The 18,721-nt window shown below is 45.1% G+C and carries 19 protein-coding genes; 7 read left to right on the top strand and 12 right to left on the bottom strand.

Features of this window, described 5'->3' with window-relative positions; all coding sequences use genetic code 11:
• Window positions 1-67 precede the first annotated feature (67 nt).
• Window positions 68-967 carry a DMT family transporter gene (locus MHI21_RS25180; RefSeq protein ID WP_342419123.1) on the bottom strand — a complete coding sequence of 300 codons (900 nt, stop codon included), beginning with the start codon at window positions 965-967 and terminating at the stop codon, window positions 68-70.
• A 109-nt stretch (window positions 968-1,076) separates the two neighbouring features.
• On the opposite strand from MHI21_RS25180, the gene MHI21_RS25175 reads away from it, so the two are divergent.
• Window positions 1,077-2,450 (top strand): PLP-dependent aminotransferase family protein, encoded by a 1,374-nt coding sequence (locus MHI21_RS25175; RefSeq protein ID WP_342419122.1) that lies wholly within the window; start codon window positions 1,077-1,079, stop codon window positions 2,448-2,450.
• 105 nt (window positions 2,451-2,555) lie between these two features.
• Here MHI21_RS25175 and MHI21_RS25170 read toward each other — a convergent pair whose 3' ends face one another.
• Window positions 2,556-3,470, bottom strand: coding sequence for a phosphatidate cytidylyltransferase (locus MHI21_RS25170; protein WP_342419121.1), 915 nt, complete (start codon window positions 3,468-3,470; stop codon window positions 2,556-2,558).
• A gap of 95 nt (window positions 3,471-3,565) precedes the next feature.
• On the opposite strand from MHI21_RS25170, the gene MHI21_RS25165 reads away from it, so the two are divergent.
• A complete protein-coding gene (locus tag MHI21_RS25165) occupies window positions 3,566-4,108 on the top strand; it encodes a hypothetical protein (protein WP_023991046.1) in 543 nt (180 codons plus the stop codon).
• Between the two features lie 18 nt (window positions 4,109-4,126).
• On the opposite strand, the gene MHI21_RS25160 is transcribed toward MHI21_RS25165, so the two are convergent.
• Complete coding sequence (locus MHI21_RS25160; RefSeq protein WP_342419120.1) at window positions 4,127-5,017, bottom strand: YegS/Rv2252/BmrU family lipid kinase; 891 nt, start codon at window positions 5,015-5,017, stop codon at window positions 4,127-4,129.
• A gap of 138 nt (window positions 5,018-5,155) precedes the next feature.
• Between MHI21_RS25160 and MHI21_RS25155 the strand changes: the two genes are divergently transcribed.
• Together MHI21_RS25155 and MHI21_RS25150 are read left to right on the top strand one after the other, a co-directional pair.
• Window positions 5,156-6,022, top strand: a complete 867-nt coding sequence (locus MHI21_RS25155) for an SDR family oxidoreductase (RefSeq protein WP_342419119.1) — start codon at window positions 5,156-5,158, stop codon at window positions 6,020-6,022.
• Window positions 6,023-6,315: 293 nt separating this feature from the next.
• Window positions 6,316-6,654, top strand: coding sequence for a zinc ribbon domain-containing protein YjdM (locus tag MHI21_RS25150; protein WP_013312677.1), 339 nt, complete (start codon window positions 6,316-6,318; stop codon window positions 6,652-6,654).
• A gap of 42 nt (window positions 6,655-6,696) precedes the next feature.
• Here the strand turns inward: MHI21_RS25150 and MHI21_RS25145 are convergent, their stop codons facing one another.
• Window positions 6,697-7,452, bottom strand: a complete 756-nt coding sequence (locus MHI21_RS25145) for an AIM24 family protein (RefSeq protein WP_068939217.1) — start codon at window positions 7,450-7,452, stop codon at window positions 6,697-6,699.
• Window positions 7,453-7,703: 251 nt separating this feature from the next.
• On the opposite strand from MHI21_RS25145, the gene MHI21_RS25140 reads away from it, so the two are divergent.
• Window positions 7,704-8,756 (top strand): LLM class flavin-dependent oxidoreductase, encoded by a 1,053-nt coding sequence (locus tag MHI21_RS25140; RefSeq protein WP_342419118.1) that lies wholly within the window; start codon window positions 7,704-7,706, stop codon window positions 8,754-8,756.
• A 102-nt stretch (window positions 8,757-8,858) separates the two neighbouring features.
• Here MHI21_RS25140 and MHI21_RS25135 read toward each other — a convergent pair whose 3' ends face one another.
• The 5 genes from MHI21_RS25135 to MHI21_RS25115 all read right to left on the bottom strand — a co-directional run bounded on the left by MHI21_RS25135 (window position 8,859) and on the right by MHI21_RS25115 (window position 13,025).
• Complete coding sequence (locus MHI21_RS25135; protein WP_254326390.1) at window positions 8,859-9,368, bottom strand: DUF1036 domain-containing protein; 510 nt, start codon at window positions 9,366-9,368, stop codon at window positions 8,859-8,861.
• A gap of 80 nt (window positions 9,369-9,448) precedes the next feature.
• Window positions 9,449-10,957, bottom strand: a complete 1,509-nt coding sequence (locus MHI21_RS25130) for an aminotransferase class V-fold PLP-dependent enzyme (RefSeq protein ID WP_342419117.1) — start codon at window positions 10,955-10,957, stop codon at window positions 9,449-9,451.
• A 134-nt stretch (window positions 10,958-11,091) separates the two neighbouring features.
• On the bottom strand, window positions 11,092-11,568 hold the full coding sequence (locus MHI21_RS25125; protein ID WP_250240978.1) for a DsrE/DsrF/DrsH-like family protein: 477 nt from the start codon (window positions 11,566-11,568) through the stop codon (window positions 11,092-11,094).
• Window positions 11,569-11,687: 119 nt separating this feature from the next.
• Window positions 11,688-12,509, bottom strand: coding sequence for an NAD(P)H-binding protein (locus MHI21_RS25120; protein WP_342419116.1), 822 nt, complete (start codon window positions 12,507-12,509; stop codon window positions 11,688-11,690).
• A gap of 69 nt (window positions 12,510-12,578) precedes the next feature.
• Window positions 12,579-13,025, bottom strand: a complete 447-nt coding sequence (locus tag MHI21_RS25115) for a MarR family winged helix-turn-helix transcriptional regulator (protein WP_165178206.1) — start codon at window positions 13,023-13,025, stop codon at window positions 12,579-12,581.
• Between the two features lie 233 nt (window positions 13,026-13,258).
• Between MHI21_RS25115 and MHI21_RS25110 the strand changes: the two genes are divergently transcribed.
• Window positions 13,259-14,221: a radical SAM protein gene (locus MHI21_RS25110; protein ID WP_342419115.1), complete on the top strand. Its 963-nt coding sequence runs from the start codon at window positions 13,259-13,261 to the stop codon at window positions 14,219-14,221.
• Window positions 14,222-14,409: 188 nt separating this feature from the next.
• Window positions 14,410-15,384 carry an aldo/keto reductase family protein gene (locus MHI21_RS25105; RefSeq protein WP_342419114.1) on the top strand — a complete coding sequence of 325 codons (975 nt, stop codon included), beginning with the start codon at window positions 14,410-14,412 and terminating at the stop codon, window positions 15,382-15,384.
• A gap of 31 nt (window positions 15,385-15,415) precedes the next feature.
• Here the strand turns inward: MHI21_RS25105 and MHI21_RS25100 are convergent, their stop codons facing one another.
• The 3 genes from MHI21_RS25100 to MHI21_RS25090 all read right to left on the bottom strand — a co-directional run bounded on the left by MHI21_RS25100 (window position 15,416) and on the right by MHI21_RS25090 (window position 18,688).
• Window positions 15,416-15,799, bottom strand: coding sequence for a hypothetical protein (locus MHI21_RS25100; protein WP_342419113.1), 384 nt, complete (start codon window positions 15,797-15,799; stop codon window positions 15,416-15,418).
• 197 nt (window positions 15,800-15,996) lie between these two features.
• Window positions 15,997-17,937: an ABC transporter permease gene (locus tag MHI21_RS25095; protein ID WP_341162707.1), complete on the bottom strand. Its 1,941-nt coding sequence runs from the start codon at window positions 17,935-17,937 to the stop codon at window positions 15,997-15,999.
• Window positions 17,927-18,688, bottom strand: coding sequence for an ABC transporter ATP-binding protein (locus MHI21_RS25090; protein WP_103047138.1), 762 nt, complete (start codon window positions 18,686-18,688; stop codon window positions 17,927-17,929). The genes MHI21_RS25095 and MHI21_RS25090 overlap by 11 nt, the downstream gene beginning before the upstream one ends.
• Window positions 18,689-18,721: the final 33 nt, after the last annotated feature.

Below are 18,721 nucleotides of genomic sequence, written 5' to 3'. Positions count from 1 at the left end.
AATCAAAGAAAAGAGGCTCCCGAAGTTTTAGCCGGGAGCCTCTTTTTTGAGAAGGTCTTTGCGTAAGTCAGCGGTGTTCACCGCGTGACATGAGCATGATGCCCAGAAACACAAAGCCTGCACCAGCCAGATGAGCAAATGAGAAGGATTCACGGAGGATGATATAGGACAGCAGCAATGTACTGACGGGAATACAACCCGTGTATACAGCTGCTGTACTAGCCGGTACTCTTGATACGCCCCGAAACCATAATACGTAGCCTAATGCGGTGACAAAGATACCATAATATAAGACTAGCCCAATCTCCCCTACACCAACGTGGTTAAAGTTGAACTGTTGGGCCTCCACAAATGAACAAGCCAGGAACATGAAGAATGAAAAGAGTGTTATATACATGGTTCCAAGCAGGGAAGAGACATGGCTGGATAGCATCTTGCGTAATACCGTCAGTGCCGCTTCTCCGAACACAGCAGACAGAACAAGCAGCATGCCAATGAACGAGGTTGCGTTGGGAGCATTGAACCAGAGCGCCGATATGTGAGGCACTTGCAACGCCAAAACACCGAGCAGAGAACAGGCAATCCCGAGACCGGGGCGGAGCGTAATCTTTTCTCTCAGCAGCACATACGAAAGAAGTGCAACGATAGCTGGGGTTAAGCTAGTTAAAATTCCGCTTTCGGAAGCAGAGGCGTAGGCCATCCCGTACAGCATTAGGACGCGGAAGAGAAACATGCCGATCAGGGCCTGAATGAACAGGATTAAGGCATCCCGTTTGCTGATCCTTAGTGAATATTTCTTGATGAATACAATGGGTACCAAGAACAGAAGGGCAACGGCCAGACTGGCAGATTGCGATAAAAAAACAGGCAGCCGCATCACGACCAGTTTACCGACTACTACAGAACTGCCGACAATGGAGGTTGCGATCACTAATTCCATGTAAGTCGAAAAGGTTGGTTTGTTCATTTCATCTCACCTCTTGTACAGATATTGATATATACTGTAGCAATAGAAACTGGGCACTTGTAGATCCAGTTGAAGAGGTTTTTGACAGTACCGCTTGAGGGGGCGACCTATGTGGTTATCTATCGATAAGAATGTGACAGTTCCGATGCTGCGTCAGGTGTATCAAGCGATACGGGACCGTATTTTAGCTGGAGAACTGCATGCAGGATATAAACTTCCTTCGACTCGGGTGCTGGCCTTACAGTTGAATGTTTCCCGGAATGTTATCCTCGAAGCTTATGAAATGCTGCTAGCCGAAGGCTTAGCCATTGCGCGCTCGGGTTCAGGTACCTATGTAGCGGAAGGGGCCGTCCTTCCAGGTTATGTATCCGCACCGCCTATCGAGGCGTCTGCGTCTGCAATGAATACTTCATATTCAAATGAGGTGTCGGTAATATCCTTCCGGACAGGCCTCCCCGCATTGGAATTGTTCCCGCGCAAATCATGGGCCGACTTGCTTCAGAGCGTATGCAAAGAGGCTCCTGATCTGGCACTAGGTTATGGCGATCCTGCTGGAGAGCCTGAGTTACGCAGGGAGCTGGCCGACTATTTGGTTCACACCAGAGGAGTGAAAGCCAGCCCGGAACATATTGTAATCACTAGCGGAGCAGTACAAGCGATTCAGCTTGTCACCCGTCTGTTACTGTCAGCTGGAGACGAAGCCCTGGTAGAGGAACCGACAAATGAAGATTTAAAAAGCATTCTGGCGGCCACAGGAGCCACATTGCGGAGTATGCCTGTTGATGATTCGGGAGTTATAACAGCCGATCTGCCGCAAAAGAGACACCCCAAACTGGCATATCTGACACCCTCGCACCAGTTCCCGCTGGGGGGTATCTTGCCGATCCAAAGGCGGATCGAGCTTATTCAGTATGCAGCCCGGACAGGATGTCTTCTGCTCGAAGATGATTATGACAGTGAGTTCCGGTATGACGGGGCGCCCGTCCACTCCTTGCAGAGTCTGGACCCAGAACAGGTGCTATATGTCGGGACGTTTAGCAAAATATTGTTCCCTGCGCTGCGGATCGGCTATATTGTTCTTCCCTCGTCACGAGTCGCTGATTTTATCCGTTTAAAGCAACTGGCGGATTACCAGACAGCGAGCCTGGAACAAATTGTGTTGAGTCGGTATATCAGGAAGCGACTCCTTCATAAGCATGTACATAAGATGAAAAAAGTGTACGCCAAGCGTCGTCAGGTCCTGCTTGATAGCCTGGAACAGCATTTTACAGGGCAATACCGGATATGTGGCCGATCGGCTGGTTTACATTTGGTAGCAGAGTTTCAGTTCCCACTCCGAGAGAATTTGCTAGAACATCTCCGTAGCGAAAATGTATTTGCGGCACAGCTCGAAGGGAATCGACTGCTAATGGGCTACGGGCATCTAAAGGAAAATGAAATTCGTGAAGGGGTTAGCAGGATTAGGAATGCCCTGCTACGGTAGTACACTCAAAAGCAGCCTATCCTTAGGTGAGGATAGGCTGCCCTTTTCATAACAAGATATCGTGTTCCATGATCACTGTTCATACGAGGTTTGAGCCATGTAATCCTACATAAAGTCAAAAAAATAACGGATTACATGAAAAAAGACGGGCGAGGTGTAGGTCAAGCTATCCACCCGGCTTAAATAGCTTTTTTTCAAAGCATCGAACTTATCATCATCACCGATTAATAAATCCCGCTTCAGTACGGAAACCGTTAAGCTGCCGAAGAAACCGCTCAAGCTGATCAGCATACCGAAAATAATTCCAAATTTCAGGTCAAACGGCGTCAGGTAGGGATAGATGAAATAGGAAGCCGCTATAGTTACGGGAAAAGCGAGTGCAAAGCCTTCCCAAGTTATATTGGGATTGGATGTCGGGACGATTTTCCGCTTTCCGAAATAGAGTGATGCTAGATAGTGTACGACATCATTGAGCTGCGTCAGTACCACTAGAAAAAGTACAAGTTTCGCTCCGTATTGCGGCGTAGCAAACTGAAAATAGGCCAGATGACTCAACCCGAAAACCATCAGCATGAGTCCCCATTGGGTCGAGCTGACACTGCGCAGGAAACCAACCGTTCCTTTGTTGATCAATCGCGGAAGCGGTAGCAGCAAGAATACATAGATAGGGATAAAGACAATAAACATTCCGTACCACCCGATATAAATCCAATAAAATTGTACGGGAATCGCCAAGTATGCCCATAGAAACAATCTGCGATCAGCTTTTCTGGATCTAATCATGGAAAAATATTCTTTTAGCGCAAAAAAGGTGAGTGCCATCAAGGAAAGCAGTGACACGATCGGATTGAAAAGAGTTGCCAAGCAAAAGATAAAGAACATACCCCACCATGTCTTGATGCGAAGCCCAATAGCTGCATAGTCTTTGTCTGGCTGTGTTTTGACTACTACTATGTAAATTAGATGGATGACCAATAGGGCTGTAAAAATAAGGATTAACGTTAATAGCGAACTGTCCATTACCACTCACCAACTTATCGCGAAATAGGGTTCCATTAGGGTTCCTATGTTATTATGAAGGAATAATTCAAACTTGATAAGGGGAAATTTCGTAAATGGTAGCAGATCAATCCGTCTTTATCTTGCTTACGAATACGGGAACGTTTCTTACGAGAGTCATTAAAAGCTATACGAGAGCGCCATACAATCACGCCTCCATTTCCTTCAACCGGGAACTTTCGGAGTTATACAGCTTCGGGAGAAAGACCCCGAATAACCCTCTGGATGGTGGTTTCGTGAAAGAGGATATTAAGACAGGTACATACAGCAGATTTCCGAATACAACATGTGTTATCTACGAGCTTCAAGTAACCGACCGTGAAGTTGAAAAAATGAAGCGAGTTTTACATGTATTTATCCGAAGTCGTCAAAAATATATGTATAACTTACTGGGTTTGATTGGTATTGCACTCAAAGAACCAGTCGAGTTCAGCAATTCTTATTTTTGTTCCCAATTCGTCGCGGAAATTTTACAGCGATCCGGTATAAAAATATGGAACAAACTGCCCGCTCTCGTTACGCCAGATGATTTTCGTCAAAGTGATCGATTCCATTTGATCTACGAGGGGAAATTGAGCGAGTATGATCCTCAAGCTTGAGGACCAGTACCGCATTACTTAAACCTCTTCCGGCACAATTACCTCGATATGACGCGGTAAAATACCAAGCTCGATAGGCAAAGACGGCCCTTCCTCACCATCTACATTCGTACTGACCGGTTCTGCGGAGCTGACACTTACATGCTTTGCGGTAAAGTAAACGATATCACTATGATCCTTCAGGTTGCCTAAAAATAAGGATATGCTGGCCGTCACGGTGTTCAATATATTGAGGTTTTTGAAAATAAAGCAGTGAAGCAGACCATCGTCAACAGCCGCATCGGGCGCCAGTTTCTCGAATCCGCCAACTGAGTTGGTTAACGTAGCCAAAAGGAGTGGGGATTTGCCTTCCCAGGTCTTGTCATCATAGCGGACGATAAGTGAGTGGGCAGGATGGCTGATAAGCTCTTTCATGCCTTCTTTGAAGTAGGCAAACGTGCCAAACATGGATTTATCGTCTGATGATACAGCTGAGAGCGATTCAGCAAGCGAACCAGTGGCAACCACATTGGCAAACATCCGGCCGTTTAAGAGACCCATATCTACGTTTTTCATGCGGGTAGAAGTCAGTGTACGGATCGCCAGCTCGGGACTTAGCGGAATTTGCAAGGCACGGGCAAAATCATTGACTGTCCCCAGGGGGATGACACCCAGCCTTGGACGGTGGTCTTGATCAATGAAGCCGTTGATGGTTTCGTGAAGTGTGCCATCCCCACCGATGGAAACGACTAGGTCACAAGCTTCCTCACACGCATTAACGCAAAAACGGGTGGCGTCCAGTTCCTTTGCCGTCTCTTTAACCGTAACAACGTATCCTTGATCACGTAGAATTTCTTCTACGCTTCTGACATGTTGGAGGGATTCCTCTTTGCCAGAAGAGGGATTTACAATGATCATAGCTTTCTTCATATACAGGTTCCTTTCTCTGGGGAAAGTTTGAGTTACCCACTCATACCCGAAAAGCAGACCTTTAGACTCAAAATTAGACATGTGTTATATTTTTAGTTACTATATAAAAGTGAATACAATTTGAATGGAGGATTTCATATGAAAATCGCATTAACAGGAGCAACGGGGCAACTGGGTTCCATCGTGGTAGATACGTTGCTTACTTCCGTCCCCGCAAACGACCTTATTGTTAGCGTAAGAAATCCAGAAAAAGCAGAGAACTTACGGTCTCGTGGTGTTGACGTTCGTCATGGCGATTTTGATAAACCGGAGACGCTGGATCAAGCGTTTGCTGGAGTAGATCGACTGCTGATTATATCCGCAGACGGGGATAATGAGACTAGAATCCGTCAGCATAAAGCGGCTGTTGATGCTGCTGTGCGTGCTGGAGTAGGCTTCATCGTTTATACTAGTGCTGCCAATGCCGCTGACAGCACTCTATTCCTTGCGCCCGTACATCGTATCACGGAGGAGTTCATTCGTGAGTCAGGTATTCCTTACTCCTTCCTGCGTAATAATTGGTATCTGGAGAATGAGGCAGGCACGATCCAATCCGTACTCGCGGGGGCTCCTTGGCTAACCTCGGCAGGGTCCGGTAAAGTAGGTTGGGCTACCCGTGCAGATTATGCGCAAGCAGCTGCAACCGTTTTGTCTGGCGAAGGGCATCAGAATACAATATACGAGCTCTCCGGTAAGCCGATTACCCAAGAAGAGTTTGCAGCGATACTGGCTGAGGTTCTGGGCAAAGACGTTCCTGTACAGCAGGTGGATGATGCTACGTATGCCGAGGTTATGCTCGGTGCGGGAGTCCCGGAAGGTGCAATCCCTATTGTGGTCGGTATTCAACAAGCGATTCGTGAAGGAGCCTTGGATGTCGTAAGCAACGATTTCGAGAAGCTGTTGAAACGCCCCCTTACGCCGCTTAGCCAAGGAATGAGTGAACTGATCAAGCAAACCCAAGCTTAATAAACGTGCCGTAGAGTACAATTTCAACATATGATACTGCTTATGTCTAAAACGGATGCTGCCTAGAGAGGTCAGCATCCGTTTTAGTTACATGTTCACCCTCGGGGTATTTTCAGAGGCAGGGCGCTTATGTATCGGTACAAAACTCAGATTAATTTTATCCATGAGTGGAATCGTGACTGTTTATCCAATATACTTGTAGGGAACTCCAAGGGAGACTTGGAGCAAGCTTGGTCTATCAAGGAAGCTTAGCATAGCAGTAGAATTTGAAAATGAATGGAGTACATAATACCATGTCTAATTTACCAAATTGTCCTGAATGTAATTCAGAGTACACTTATGAGGATCGAAGTCTTTTCATTTGCCCGGAATGCGCTCATGAGTGGTCTACCGAGTCAGAAGCAAGCAGTGAAGACGTAAAGGTCGTCAAAGATGCGAATGGTAACATCCTGCAGGATGGTGACTCTGTAACGGTCATTAAAGACCTTAAAGTGAAGGGAAGCTCATCCGTCTTGAAAATCGGGACCAAAGTAAAAAACATCCGTCTGGTGGATGGCGATCACGATATTGACTGCAAAATTGATGGTTTTGGAGCAATGAAGCTAAAATCGGAGTTTGTAAAAAAGAATTAAAATGCAAGAAAGGAGAAGCCTAGGGCTTCTCCTTTTTTATGTTTATAATGGTGCTAACCATACGGTTCCTGTTCCCCTGTACACATTTACCAGCCCTTCGCCGGAAGCAGCCGAGCCCATTTTGGTTTTCCCGGATTTTTCGACGGTGAACTGTAAGGTATTGGACCACATGAGGGCAAAGTTACCATCCACCTTCAGTACATCATTTTGCAATTCTATAACGACCGCTTCTTCGGAAGGGATCGGCGCTTGAAGTGCCAGCACTCCTTTTCCGCGGGCGCTTAAATTAAATAACCCTTCTCCACCCAGTGCAGCAGAGGAAAGATTACTACGTGCAACGACGGATATGTCTAGCGTCGTGTCACAAGCCAAAAACAAGCCGTCTTCGATGGCAATATCATCATTGTCCACATCAATAAGCCAAATATATTGGTAGGTAGGCTCCAGCATGATGGTACCCGTGCCTTTATAGTGTGGTTTAATGGCACCTGTCCCGGTTACAGCACCGGACACCAAGTTTCGCATTAAGCCTCCAACGCCTTTTACACCGGTAGTCATTTCCATGCTACCCACAGTATATTGCATGGCTCCCGCCTTCATCATAATCTCGCTATTGTTGATTTCGATCATGAGCTGTTTGCGGCGCATATTACTTTTGCTCATATAGTAATTGTTTTTCGCAGCCTCCACCGAGGTGGAACTCAAATCTGTTATGTATTCCAGTACCGTAAATCCGCCTAATTGGTCAGTGATGGCAACATTGCTGTTATCCTTTAAATTGTTAATGACAAAAGCCATAAATGTATGTGCCCTCCTTGTTGTATTCATGTTGTGGGATGGGAATCTTCTTTATTCCATAAAATATTCGACAAAGAGACTTCTTTTCCTGCGGCGAATCTAGACACTTCCCTTGGCTGGTTTTCAGACTCAGAAAAAGAGAGCTTGAAAAAGATGCAAAAAAGGTTCAATATAAAGATATCGGTTTTTAAAATGATTGGCTTCGAGAGCAGCCGTATGAGAATAGGGCATGAAAATAGGGGGTAGAACAAGTGGAGATAGGTATAAGCACGTTTGTAGAAACAACGCCGGATCCCCAAACGGGTGAGGTCATCAGTCATGCACAACGAATACGTGAAGTTGTCGAGGAGATTGTGCTTGCAGATCAGGTAGGGCTGGATGTGTACGGCGTGGGGGAGCATCATCGTAAAGATTATGCAGCATCTGCTCCGGCTGTTATCCTCGCTGCTGCTGCTGCGCAGACCCAACGAATTCGGTTAACCAGTGCAGTTACGGTGCTTTCATCGGATGATCCCGTACGTGTGTTTCAGGATTTTGCTACACTAGACGGCATTTCGAATGGACGAGCTGAGATTATGGCAGGCCGGGGTTCTTTTATCGAATCGTTCCCGTTATTTGGGTATGATTTGGATAACTACGATGAGTTATTCGATGAAAAGCTGGAGCTATTATTGAAAATACGGGAATCCGAGAAAGTTACCTGGAAAGGCGGACATCGGCCGGCAATCAACAATTTGGGCGTGTATCCGCGTCCAGTTCAAAATCCGTTGCCCGTATGGATTGGAAGTGGGGGCAATCAGGAATCTGTGGTTCGTGCAGGCTTGCTCGGATTGCCGCTGGTTCTGGCGATTATTGGGGGTAGTCCTGTACAGTTTGCCCCGTTGGTGGAACTGTATAAAAAAGCCGCTAGGCATGCTGGTCATGATGCATCGCTGCTTCCGGTTGCATCACACTCACATGGTTTTATCGCAGAGACGACTGAGCTGGCAGCGGATAAGTTCTTCCCTTCCACCCAACAGAGCATGAATGTGCTTGGGCGTGAACGGGGTTGGGGTCCTTACACTCGCTCCAGCTTCGATGCCGCACGCAGCTTTGAAGGAGCGTTGTATGTAGGAGATTCCGACACGATTGCCAAGAAAATCATCCATCTGCGTAAACAGGTAGGCATTACACGTTTTCTGCTCCACGTACCCGTTGGGACGATGCCGCATGATGATGTCATGAGAGCTATTGAGCTATTGGGAACAGAGGTAGCACCACGGGTGCGTGAAGAGATATCCAAGTGGGAATCCGAGAGTAAATAAGCGGGTTACCTCATAGATAAAAGAGAAAGGAGCAGGCCATGGGGGTGAGGTCGCTCCTTTTTTGGGTTCTAAAAAACTATATGTGAGCTGATAGATCGTTGTTTATTTTGTCCGTTTTTTATGCGTGATGCGTTTCTGTAATTGAGGCTTCCCTTGTTTTAGTCTCTTAGGTGTTGCAGGAACTCTGCGCAAAATAGGTTTCTCTTGGGTTGCTTTGGAAGGCAATGTCATGCGGAGTGTGGAAGATGCAGGTTTTCTTTGACTGCTGCTCGTTACAAAGTTGATAGTATAGTCGAAGACGAACGGGCTAACTGCGATTCTCCGCAGTCCCACGCTTCTACAAGTGGTACAGCCTGTATCCCAGCACCAATTGAAGGCATTCTCAGGAACTTGAGTGAAATATGAACCCCGCCATTCGCGTCCAAAATCATCTTCAGCGTAATAAAAGAACGTATTACCTCCTGCGAAGCCGCTCCACAACTGAACAGTCTGTCCGGGGTTAACGCGGTACCAGCCTGTTTTAGAGTAGTTAACAGGAGTACAGCTGAAGTCCGGGTAGGCGAAGACCACAAAGATAGCCGCACTAGTACTGTTGCGAAAATTGAGACCCATTGTCGTCACTTCTTTCCTCATATAGTAATTTACAGTGTATCTTATGAGAGTTTTGAAAGAAGGGAACGGACAGGAGTCTCTTAATCACTAAAATTAAACCATTTGCTGATGTCTATTTTGTGATGTTCATTCATAGATCGCCATTCATTCGTATCTGGTTGATAGATATAATCTTTTTGCCAGGTCGTGATGTTTTCCACGATTGCTCGTATGGAAGAGGCGATATAGGAGACTTCCTGATTCGTCATCATGGGATGGAGCGACAGACGCACCCAGCCGGGTTTTCGAGATAAGTCTCCCGCATGGATCAGGTCTGTCATTTGTTTAGATGTTTGTGGGTCGATGCCCAGCAAATAATGTCCGTAGGGGCCGGCACAAGAGCAACCGCCCCGGACCTGAATGCCAAACCGATCATTCAATAGTTTTACAATCAGGTTATAGTGAATATGGCCGACAACGAAAGAAACGATTCCCATTCGCTCTTGGCTGCTTCCTCCTAAAATGTGTAGCCCTGGTATGGTACTCAAGCTCTTTAGTAATAATGATGTCAGTTCCTTTTTGCGCTCCAACAGACGCTTCTGTCCCATCTGTTCTTTTAGCCGAATGCAGAGCGCGGTTCGAGTGGCTTGTAGAAAGGCAGGCGTCCCTCCATCCTCACGGGCTTCAGCATTATCTTTATACTCGTATCCACCCCAAGGATTGGTCCAGCTAACTGTGCCCCCTCCGGGCTGATCTGGAGCACAATGGAGGCACAGCCTCGAATCCATAATTAAAACGCCGCTTGTACCGGGACCCCCAAGAAATTTGTGGGGTGAAAATACAATCCCGTCCAGTTTCTCAAGCGGATCTGTGGGGTGCATGTTGATCTCGGCGTAAGGTGCGCTTGCCGAAAAATCAACGAAACAAACGCCACCATGTTCATGCATTTTGCGGGCTAGCTGGTAAATCGGTACCTCGAACCCTGTAACATTGGAGCAAGCGGTAAAGGCGCCGATTTTGATAGGGCGATGCCGGAATTGAAGCAGCAGTCGTTCGAGATGAGTTGGATCGACAATTCCGCCGGGACCTGGAGGAAGACACACAACGTCTCCAATGGTTTCTGCCCAGGAAATATGATTGGAATGATGCTCCATATGTGTAACGAAAATAACGGGGCGATCTTTTTCGGCAATGGGGTAGAGGGGCTTTAATTTTTCATGTATTTTCAATCCTAACAGCCGCTGAAGCTTATTCACTGCACCTGTCATACCTGACCCGGCGAACAGGATGATATCATGTTCATTGGCATGAACGTGGCCCTTAATGATTTGTTTCGCTTCTTCATAGGCTTGGGTCATCAGAGTTCCTGTCAAATTAGACTCCGTATGCGTATTCGCCACAAAAGGGCCTAATTCTTTTGCTATTTTCGACTCGATGGGTCCATACAGACGGCCACTGGCTGCCCAATCCGCATAAATCAGCTTTTTTTGCCCATATGGAGATTCAAAGGTCTGGTGATATCCGATTGTACTTTCGCGATACCTTTGGAAATAAGCCTCGTTAGAAGGCTGATACCTACAATTACTGCTTCCAATTCGAGCCATGAGCATACGGCGCCTCCCAAGTCGTTCTGTCTTCTTAGGGTACGTAGGTAGGTCCGAATGGGTTAAAAAAAATAGGCGAGTGTCATCATTTAGTCACAATAAAAGCCTCATCCAATAGCCGGATAAGGCGCAAGTCTATCCTATATAAACAACTGCATATCGGATTCGAGCGCATCTTTTAGATACGTTTTGGCCTCGATAATTTCCAGTTCAGGTATAAATTCTTCCGGTTTAAAACCCATAATTTCGACTGATAGCTTACAGGCATAAAATTTCACATTTTTCTTCCGCGCTCCTTTCAGGAAATGAATGAGCTTCGGGGCTTCGTTATCTTCGATCATTTCCGTCAGCATCAGCTTGCCAAGGCCGCTAAAATTCATTTTGGATAGTGGTAAGGATTCAGGCCCTTTGGGCGTCATCAAGTCCATGAGTTTCTCGTAAATCGTCTTATCCTCAAGCGTCATCTTCTCGGGATCACGAACCAGTGATAATCCCCAGAACGCAAAAAACATCGTCACATCCACATCCAGCTCCCGAGCTGTATTCGCCAAGATCAGTCCAGCCATTGCCTTATCATAATCGCCGCTGAACATAAGCAGATTCATCCTTTTATCCACAATTCCCGCCTCCATTACCAACAGATATATTCAGTATGGATTTTGGAATGAGAACTATGCCCAGTTCACATATTGATCACAATTATGGAGAGGGTTGTTGGCAAGAAAAGTTTTTAGCGTTACTTTCCCTTGGAGATAAAGGGCCGGATGCTTTCTTTGAGCGTAGTGAGCGGACCGCCGATCAACTGTTCCAAATCATCCGACGTGGAGCGCGTATCTATTTTGCCTAAAAACCCAAATATCCAATTTTTGATTTGGGGGTTATGACAGAGGGAGACGGATCTGCCTGTAAGCTCGGTCAAAGCTGCTGTCAAATCTGAAAAGGTCCAGGGACTGGAGGTGACGAATTCATATTTCTTGTTCTTATGGCGGTCTGGACCGGATAGCACTGCTGCAATCCCTCTGGCAAGATCCCAACGCGTGACAGTGTTAAACTTCCAGTCCCCAGGGTAGATATCGAGTGCGCCCTTCGCTATGGCGGTGTTTAGATCGAGAGTTTTGACAAAATCGGTATACAAAGCGTTCCGTAGAAAAGTGTAAGGAATTCCGGTAGTACAAATGGCGTGTTCTGTAGCCAAATGCAGATTGGAGAGGGGGATGGAGCTGGCTTCAGAAAAGGCAAAGCTGGTGTATAAAATGTGTTCTACTTCACATTTTTTAGCTGCTTCTATGATATGGGTATGTTGACGAATACGAATCGTATCGTCGGGATGTGAACTTGAAATCAACAACAGTTGGGAAGCATCCGCGAATGCTTGCTCAAGTGAATCAGGTTGATCGTAGTCACCCAAGCGTACTGTAATTCCCTGTGCCTCATAGTGTTTTCCGGTTTCAAGGTGGCGAACACAAGCGGTAATTTCATGAGGTGAGACTTTTTGCAGGAGCTGTTGTATGATTAAGCTCCCCAATTGACCATTGGCTCCAGTAATAACGATCGACATGGAATATCATTCCTTTTATACAAATGAGATTTTAGTTAAGGGCTTAACAAATTGAGTAAAAAAGCTGTATTACGTCCTCTTTAATTTGTTGAGCAGGGAAAGGAGCTGCTTCAATTCCTGATCATTCAACACCTGCATTTTTTCCTCAATCCTCTGCCGGTTTTCGGGTAAATTACGCAACAGGAGGCTTTGCCCTTCGATTGTGATAGAAATTACTGATTTTCTGCCGTCCATGGGATGGCCTTCCCGGCGAATGAACCCTTCGTTTTCGAGCGGGGTGAGCAGCAGGCTAATATTTGATTTGGTGACACCGATCCTTTGGGCGAGCACAGATGGGAGAATTGTGCCTCCTTCCTTCATGATTTCAACCAGAATTCGAATTCTGGCTCCATTGGTTCCCTTCGAATGCCAGTATTTTTCTGAGACATCAACTAATCCAGCTGTCGTTTCCACCAGTGAAAAGAAAACCAGAGAATGCAGCGGCAAATCAAGTACGTAATCCTGTAGATCTTTCAAACGATCACCACCATAAATGTAGTTAAGTGCTTAACTAATATGAATTTACTAAAGTTCGGCAGTGCTTGTCAAATTAATTTTTTTAGCTCTGATAGGCGGATTCCAAGGTCGCTATCGCTGTTGTATCTGTTTGGCCCCGCCGTTACCAATGTCATATCTACAAACCGCTCCTATTCTGTATAATCTCAAGGGGATTCAAGACTTAAGCCTGAGATTGGGAGGATCATGAGAAAGTGAGTATAGAGAACAAATATAAAGCACTTGAACTGGAAAAGCCGGGCATCTACGAGCTGGAGGGACTGGAAGTCGGGGTCACCTCTAATTGCAACTTCAAGTGTGATTACTGCTGCGCGTATCAGCGGAACGATGGGCAATGCATTAGCAGCAAAGAAGTCATTGATATTATCGATGACATTCCAACGTTAAAACGTGTGCGACTGTCCGGGGGAGAAGTGACCTTGAAATATGAGGATTGTCTGGACATCGTGAATCACTGTTCAAGCAAGGGCATCGCAACCCAACTTAATACCAATGCCAGCTTGCTCAGCCCTGAACGAATTGAGAAACTGCGTGATGCAGGTCTTTCCAACATTCATATCTCCTTCAACTTCACGGATGCCGATAAATATGCAGCCTATTATCATGTTCATCCTCGCATGTATGAGAAAATCGTCCAAAATATCCGGTTATGTACCGAGGCCAAGCTGGAAACGGTGCTGGAGACGTTGCTGTTTGCGGAGACGCAGAACAACATGCCAGCTATCAGCGAAAAGGTATATGAACTCGGTGTGCGCATCCATGAAATCCAAAACAGTATCGTGATGGATCATACGAACTGGAACGCTATTTCTACTAAGGAAGCGCTCATTCGTTCCGTTCATGACCTGATTGCACATAAAAAGGACGATACTGTGTTGTATTTCACCTGTATGGACCGTTTTGCAGAAGCACTGGGCTTCAAGGAGCAGCCGGGTGTTTATTTTTCCAACTGTGTTGATGGTAAAAAACAGCTCCATCTTCACGGGAACGGGGACATCCTGATCTGTGAGCTATGCCATCCTGTGGTCATCGGCAATATTTATAATGGAACATCCTTAAAGGATATTTACAAAAATAAACCGAAGCAGCTTCAGGAGTTTCTCGACAAACTGCCTTGTCCTGCATATGATGCGCTTTTTCCTGTAGGAAGCAAGTAGATATGATTTGAGATTGTGAGGCTATAAGCATCTACCACCCTAACAGTCAGGGTGGTGGATATCCTTCATGTAACTCCACATGAATCCTTTATTATTTCTGGATTTTACAAAATCCTCATTTGTTTTAATGAAAGGGTTTACATGTTAAAATATAAAAATATGATCTTCTTATGAAAGAAGGAGTAGATATGAAATATAGAAATGTGGGCAACAGTGGTCTTAAAATTAGTGAAATCGGTCTAGGGAGCTGGTTAACGTACGGTACAGCCGCCGAGCAGGAAGCAGCTCATACCTGTATTGCCAAAGCCTTTGAACTCGGGATTAATTTCTTTGATACCGCGAACGCGTATAACCGGGGAGAAGGCGAGAAGGCTATGGGAGCCGCCTTGAAGCCTTATCGAAGAGAGAGCTATGTGTTATCTACCAAGGTGTACTTCCCTATGGACTCCGGTCCCAATGACAGGGGACTGTCACGCAAGCACATTATGGAGCAATGCGAAGCGAGTCTGAAGCGTCTGGGTACGGATTATATCGACATGTACTTCTGTCATCGTTATGATTCGGATACTCCTTTGGAAGAGACGTTGCGAGCGCTCGATGACCTTCAGGCTCAGGGTAAGATCCTGTACGCTGCTGTCAGTGAATGGAGTGCTGCCCAGCTCACGGATGCCCATGGGATTGGAAAAAGGCTGAATTTGCGCCCGCTGATTGCCAATCAGCCGATCTATAATATGTTCGAACGTTATATCGAACATGAGGTACTTCCTGTATCCGGGCAGGTAGGTATCGGCCAAATTGTATTTTCGCCTCTGGCCCAAGGTATCCTCACGGGTAAATACAAGCCTGGACAACCTTTACCGACGGGTAGCCGTGGGGCTGATGCCTCGGTCAATAATGTCATCAGCAGTTACATGAACGATACCGTTCTAAACTGTGTCCAGGAGCTGGATAAGCTGGCGAAGGATTTGGGTATCACCCTGTCACAGCTCGCGCTTGCCTGGATTCTGAGAGAACCGGGTATCAGCGCTGCACTTATTGGGGCTACTAAACCGGCACAAATTGAGGAAAATGTAAAAGCAGTCGAAGTGACGCTGCAACCGGAGACATGCGCGGAAATTGAGCGGATTCTGAAGCAAGCAGAGGATTTTGAACCTTTGCGTTAAGCATTCACACGACCTCTGTAGAGGCGAACCATTAACTAGCTCCAAGTATGGCATAAATACCTGAACCCACACTAAATACAATCCCGCTCACTAAAACGAGGATTTGCTTTTTACTGAGATCCAGCGGATCAAAAAAGATGGGTAATAGCCATTTTAGGGTGATGACAGACCATAAGCCCTCCAGTAACCCTAGCATCAACACCTTTTGTCCCCAGTGAAACTTCATTTGCGGTGTTAGCGGACCTGCTAGCATCAAATCACCTGAGGCACGGATATTCCAGAAAACGATAACCATGAATACAACAAGGGTTAACAATGTGGACATAATATAGGTGATATCCTTTTTAGCCTCTCTGGTGAGCTTGGGCGATTTTTTAAACTCAGGCAAGCCAATCAGGAAAAAAACGATTCCCATAAAAATAGCCACGCCTATAAAGGAACCGAGTATGATATTGGCTACGATGCCGATGCCATTGATGAGTAATAATAAAATAAGCTCTCCCCCTTTGGGGTTACGATGATAGTTATTTTATTGTACATGTAGGAACGAAAATGCTCAAATATTTGGAAAAGCCCCAGCGCTTTCGCCCGGGGCTTTTTTCTTTTTGCCGATTACAATGCTGATTTAATGACCTTTTTATAATACAGGATGGATAGTATTCCGAAAATGGAATATAAGGCGGTGTACAGCACCATAACGATGATCATAGGCATCCAAATTTCAGTTCCAAACAAGAACCAGCCGGATTGGACGGCGAAATAGCTATGTGAAAGGCCAATCACTAATGGGATGCCGAAGTTAAAGAGTTGTTTTATTTTAATGCCTCTAAGCAGGTCACTTTGAGTGAACCCTAACTTTCTTAACACGGTGTAATTGGCTTTTTCGTCTTCGCTCTCATCCATTTGCTTAAAATAAAGGATACAGCCTGATGTAATGAGAAAGGTGAGTCCTAAAAATCCAACTACAAACATGATCACTCCCATGTTCCGCTTCTGATTGCTGCTCATTTCAAGGCGTGATGTTTGTTGATCATTAAAATCCGCAGCTGCAAAGAGACGATTCGCTTCTTCAATCTGTTCTGCATTTATCATATCAATTCCAATATATAAGGATGATTTCTTTTGAATCTCAGGATTTACATCTTTCTTTAACCGCTCAAATATGGTTTCGTCTACAATGGCAGTGGGTAGTCCCCCGGCTGTAAAATAGTAGGGAATCACATACTCCTTTTTTAGACCCAAATATTGTTGAGGTATGACTTCTGTTTTCCCTTTCAAATCTAAGGGTCCAAAGTCTTTCAAGGACATGAATTTCTGTAACATATCATTATAGCCCGTTAAAACCGCTTGGCCTGGAGATACATCCGTACCCTCCACAGATTGGTCGCTTACGACAGGCAGTGTCATGGAATCCGTACCCTCATTTAATTGTTCCAGAGGAGTCTCCATAATTTGCGCTGTCTTCACACTGACTTGAATCACTTCAATTTTCTTTTCACGATACTTTATATCATGCTCCTGAAGTAACGTTTTGAATTTCTCAGCATCCGGTTCATTCGTCATTGCAAAATGGGAAGGTACATTGTCCTCAGCTGATTGATCCGCAGAATAATAGGCGATATAGCTTAAGGAAAGTAAACCGATGGCAAGTGCCGATACTGTTGTAATAATGGTCAACAACAAAGCATTGGATTTCATGCGGAACATAATGGATGAGAGAGATAGCACCTCATTAATGTTCAAATAGCCGCCTTTACTTTTTCTGATGATATTGGAAATAAAGCGGATAGATCCTTTATAAAAAAGTAGTGTTCCGATGATGACAGTGCCCAAAATAAACACCATAGCCATAAACAATTCATTCATGGATGTAAAGTCTCCGCCAAATAATTTGGAGGAAACATAGTAACCTAAAGCGATGAGAGAGATGCCAATGATCCCGATGATCATCTCATAGATCGTTATTTTCTTGATTTTCCCTTCGGTGGTTGAGTTCACTCTGAACAAAGACAAAATACTTTGTCTTTTGATAAAGGAATAATTCATGAGCATGATCAACAGGTAGATGATGCAAAAAACGATGAGTGTTTGAATAAGTGCTTGGTTAGAGAAATATAGAGTGGCAATGGCTTCGACGCCCGTCGTTTTAAATAAGATCATGATCACTAATTTGGAAAAGGAAAATCCAACTCCGATTCCAATAAACAGGGAACTGAAGTATAGAATTAAGTTTTCAGCACTCAGGATGCGAAAAATTTTATTTTTGGTCATTCCGATCAATTGAAATAGGCCAATTTCTTTACTGCGCCTTTTTATAAAGATATTATTAGCATATAAAAGGAAGATGCAGACAATGGCGACCAGTAAAACGGAAGCTGCCCTTATGGAAGCTGCACCTTTAACAGAACCCTTCACTTCGTCCATGGAAGGATCGTATTGTAATGTGACGAAAGCGAAATAGAGCGCAACACTAAAAATGAGAGCAAAAACATAAAGGTAATAATTTTTCAGGTTTTTTTTCAAATTCTTTAGAATGAGCAGATTAATGTTCATATTGGACCCCGCCTAAGACCCCTTGGGTTTTCATGATATCCTGGAAGAAGCTTTGTCTTTCCTGCTCGCCTTTATGAAGCTGCGTATACATCTGTCCATCCTTAATAAAAATGACCCGACTGCAATGGCTGGCTGCGACAGGATCATGTGTGACCATAATAATGGTGGCTTTGCGTTTTTGGTTCAACTGGCCCAGCTTATTTAATAAATCGGAAGCCGACTTGGAATCCAGCGCACCCGTAGGTTCATCGGCAAAAATAATACTGGGCTCATGAATAAACGCCCTAGCTGCAGATGTACGTTGTTTCTGTCCACCCGAAATTTCATTTGGGTATTTATCCTTGAGCTCATAAATTCCCAGTTCTGTAGCTACTTCCTGAAATTTTCGGTTGGCCTCTTTTTTAGGCGTTTTGGTGATGGATAAGGGCAAGAGGATGTTCTCCTTCACGGTTAGCGTATCCAGCAGATTATACTCTTGAAAAATAAAGCCCAAATGCTTTTTGCGAAATTCAGCCAGTTGCTTTTCTTTCATTTTCGTCATTTCGATATCATTGATTTTAATGGACCCTTGGCTCACTTTATCAATAGAGGAAAGAACATTCAGCAGTGTGGTTTTACCTGAGCCGGAGGCTCCCATAATACTGACAAATTCCCCTTCTTCAATAAGGATATCTATTCCCTTCAAAACCTCCTGCATATTTAACTTATTACCGTAACTTTTATGAATTTTATGGGCTTCTAAAATATTCACTTCGATGCACTCCTTATTGTTCTTGTAGCCTTA

Origin of the sequence: Paenibacillus sp. FSL H8-0168 (assembly GCF_038592955.1) — a bacterium.
In the GTDB taxonomy this organism is placed as follows: Bacteria; Bacillota; Bacilli; order Paenibacillales; family Paenibacillaceae; genus Paenibacillus; species Paenibacillus polymyxa_B.
Note: the sequence above shows the minus strand (reverse complement) of the source record. Positions and strands in the feature narration are given on the sequence as shown.

Bases quoted from the DNA above. Each gene is read 5' to 3' on its own strand.
- MHI21_RS25095 (WP_341162707.1), bottom strand. From the start codon at position 17,937: ATGAACATTAATCTGCTCATTCTAAAGAATTTGAAAAAAAACCTGAAA.
- MHI21_RS25170 (WP_342419121.1), bottom strand. From the start codon at position 3,470: ATGGACAGTTCGCTATTAACGTTAATCCTTATTTTTACAGCCCTATTG.
- MHI21_RS25160 (WP_342419120.1), bottom strand. From the start codon at position 5,017: ATGAAGAAAGCTATGATCATTGTAAATCCCTCTTCTGGCAAAGAGGAA.
- MHI21_RS25105 (WP_342419114.1), top strand. From the start codon at position 14,410: ATGAAATATAGAAATGTGGGCAACAGTGGTCTTAAAATTAGTGAAATC.
- MHI21_RS25100 (WP_342419113.1), bottom strand. From the start codon at position 15,799: ATGGGAATCGTTTTTTTCCTGATTGGCTTGCCTGAGTTTAAAAAATCG.
- MHI21_RS25180 (WP_342419123.1), bottom strand. From the start codon at position 967: ATGAACAAACCAACCTTTTCGACTTACATGGAATTAGTGATCGCAACC.
- MHI21_RS25120 (WP_342419116.1), bottom strand. From the start codon at position 12,509: ATGTCGATCGTTATTACTGGAGCCAATGGTCAATTGGGGAGCTTAATC.
- MHI21_RS25150 (WP_013312677.1), top strand. From the start codon at position 6,316: ATGTCTAATTTACCAAATTGTCCTGAATGTAATTCAGAGTACACTTAT.
- MHI21_RS25175 (WP_342419122.1), top strand. From the start codon at position 1,077: ATGTGGTTATCTATCGATAAGAATGTGACAGTTCCGATGCTGCGTCAG.
- MHI21_RS25130 (WP_342419117.1), bottom strand. From the start codon at position 10,957: ATGCTCATGGCTCGAATTGGAAGCAGTAATTGTAGGTATCAGCCTTCT.
- MHI21_RS25135 (WP_254326390.1), bottom strand. From the start codon at position 9,368: ATGGGTCTCAATTTTCGCAACAGTACTAGTGCGGCTATCTTTGTGGTC.
- MHI21_RS25155 (WP_342419119.1), top strand. From the start codon at position 5,156: ATGAAAATCGCATTAACAGGAGCAACGGGGCAACTGGGTTCCATCGTG.
- MHI21_RS25145 (WP_068939217.1), bottom strand. From the start codon at position 7,452: ATGGCTTTTGTCATTAACAATTTAAAGGATAACAGCAATGTTGCCATC.
- MHI21_RS25165 (WP_023991046.1), top strand. From the start codon at position 3,566: ATGGTAGCAGATCAATCCGTCTTTATCTTGCTTACGAATACGGGAACG.